Source organism: Psychrobacter sp. Sarcosine-02u-2 (genome assembly GCF_002836335.1).
Taxonomy (GTDB): Bacteria; Pseudomonadota; Gammaproteobacteria; order Pseudomonadales; family Moraxellaceae; genus Psychrobacter; species Psychrobacter faecalis.
Genome location: NZ_PJBX01000031.1, coordinates 1 through 2200 on the forward strand (window position 1 = coordinate 1; position 2200 = coordinate 2200).

Annotated in this window: 3 protein-coding genes and 1 pseudogene; 2 read left to right on the forward strand and 2 right to left on the reverse strand. The window is 38.5% G+C overall.

What is annotated here, in order from left to right; genetic code table 11:
• Together CXF58_RS01025 and CXF58_RS01030 are read right to left on the reverse strand one after the other, a co-directional pair.
• Positions 1 to 249 (reverse strand): hypothetical protein (locus tag CXF58_RS01025; RefSeq protein WP_102076304.1); only part of this gene is annotated, 249 nt, incomplete at its 3' end.
• A 133-nt stretch (positions 250 to 382) separates the two neighbouring features.
• On the reverse strand, positions 383 to 709 hold the full coding sequence (locus CXF58_RS01030; protein WP_011959984.1) for a hypothetical protein: 327 nt from the start codon (positions 707 to 709) through the stop codon (positions 383 to 385).
• A 325-nt stretch (positions 710 to 1034) separates the two neighbouring features.
• Here CXF58_RS01030 and CXF58_RS01035 point away from each other — a divergent pair, with 325 nt between their 5' ends.
• Together CXF58_RS01035 and CXF58_RS01040 are read left to right on the forward strand one after the other, a co-directional pair.
• Complete coding sequence (locus CXF58_RS01035; RefSeq protein ID WP_045448100.1) at positions 1035 to 1781, forward strand: heavy metal response regulator transcription factor; 747 nt, start codon at positions 1035 to 1037, stop codon at positions 1779 to 1781.
• A pseudogene (locus tag CXF58_RS01040) lies at positions 1771 to 2200 on the forward strand (two-component sensor histidine kinase); the annotation flags it as partial. The gene CXF58_RS01035 and the pseudogene CXF58_RS01040, both read left to right, overlap by 11 nt.

The window sequence follows — 2200 nt, forward strand, 5'->3', positions numbered from 1 at the left end:
GCAGTGTTTTTGGTACATTTGCTTCATTTTACCCATGTTAGCCATCATTGCTTTCATAGCAGGATCGCTCATGTCCATCTTGCTATGATCCATTTTTTGCATCATTTGCATATGCTTTTGCATTTTTTCACAGTTCATTTGATCTTTTTCAGCATGCATTTTAGGGTCATGCGCCATAGCTGAGGTCGATACGACAAGAGCGATGGCCGTCATTGCGATTGATTTAGACAGTAATTTAAATTGTGACATGATTAATTCCTATTGTTTGGATTAAAGGTTATTGAGTTCAATAGCTGTTAAACCAGCCTAAATGATACATTAATCATTCTGACTGGTAGATGACGTTAAGATTACAATTCTGTCATTCTCACCGCTTTAGATTTTAATGCGCGATATATTCATTTAATATGGCTTCAGCATTTCTATCACGATCGCTACCATATTTTTTTACAAAATACTTTTCAGATTGCAAATGTTGATCTTGATGTTGAACCTGACAAGCCACTCTGGCGTCGACATAACTTTTCTTTTGCTCTTTGGACATTTGTGCATCATTATGATCTGCGTTTCTTGCAAAACTAGTGAGCGCATCACAATTACCGAGAACAGAAGCATCTAAGTTTGTGGTATGCGCATTGGCCGCTGACATGCCCACTAACATCGATACTGAAAGCAAAGCTGCTTTTTTTAATGAACTATAATTTTTCATATAAGACCCTTTAAAGATAAATAACAAACTGTTTAAGTAGGATAATTGCTTTACTCGTAGAGGCAGTCTGTATCAGAGACAAGCCAATATGCGGCGTTGATTTAGAATACTAAATGGTGGCTGACAGCTAGATGACACGGATATTACATGTTCGTTAGGAACAGCATAATATTGTCATCTTCTTGTCATTAAAACCAAATACCAGCATCTGTCTCTATCCAAAGAACACTGTTATAACAAGGGTTCCTGATAAATATATGGCTGATAAGCTAACAATGTTAGTGATACGCTGTTGACAACTATAATGATATAAAGGTAAGCAACGATGAAAGTACTGTTAGTAGAAGATGAGAAAAACCTTGGAGAATATATTAAGAAAGGCTTAACTGAGGCCGGTTTCATCGTGGATCATCACATGACAGGTTTAGATGGCTATCATGCGTTAATGACTGAAGATTTTAGTGTGGTTTTGATGGATGTCATGCTACCTGACGTCAGTGGCTTTGAGTTGGTACAGCGCTACCGAGCTGCTGGAAAGCATACGCCAGTTTTATTTTTAACGGCTAAAGATGATTTAAGCGATCGGATCAAAGGTATTGAAATTGGTGGCGATGATTATCTGACCAAGCCTTTTGCTTTTGCTGAACTGATTGTTAGAATAAAAAGCCTATTGCGCCGTGCCAATCAATCTGATTATAAAAGCTCGGTCATACACATAGCTGATCTGAAAATGGATATTGCCAAACGCACCGTTCATAGAGGCAACACTAATATAAAATTGACTGCTAAAGAGTTTGCTTTATTACAACTTTTCTTAGAACGTCAAGGTGAGGTACTGCCGCGCACTGTGATCGCCTCGCAAGTATGGGATATAAACTTTGAGAGTGATACGAATGTCATTGACGTGGCTATAAGGCGCTTGCGGATAAAAATTGATGATGGATTTGATATAAAGCTGATTCATACGGTACGCGGAATGGGCTACAAGTTAGAGCCACTGGCTGTCGACGTGGATAGTGGCATGGGCGACGATAGTATTAATAAAGACAGTCTGACATCAAATGAGACATAAATCTAAGAATCGGCGTTGGTCACTGTTATGGCGAACTATTTTTTTACTGACATTGTTCGTTATTATCTCTCAGGTTATTATCTACGCATGGGTTCAGCGCTCTGTGAGTGGACACTTTGAGCAATTGGACTCAGAAATCCTTACTCATGCAGCTTTTAACCTGCGCAAACGTATGGTTAGTTTGGAAGATCACATAGAACCATTCACAGTATCAAAGTCGCAAGCGCTAATTGATGCCAATCATCTACATTCTTCTTGGCTGGATTATGATTTAAAAACCTTAGTATCAGATAAAAATGGCAAATTATTATCCAGCGATCCCAGTAATTTCATCAATGATCTACCGGCAGATTTTAGCTTGTTACAACTATTGCAGGACTATCGCGATCAGCAGTTTATGATCAAGATAAATAATAGGC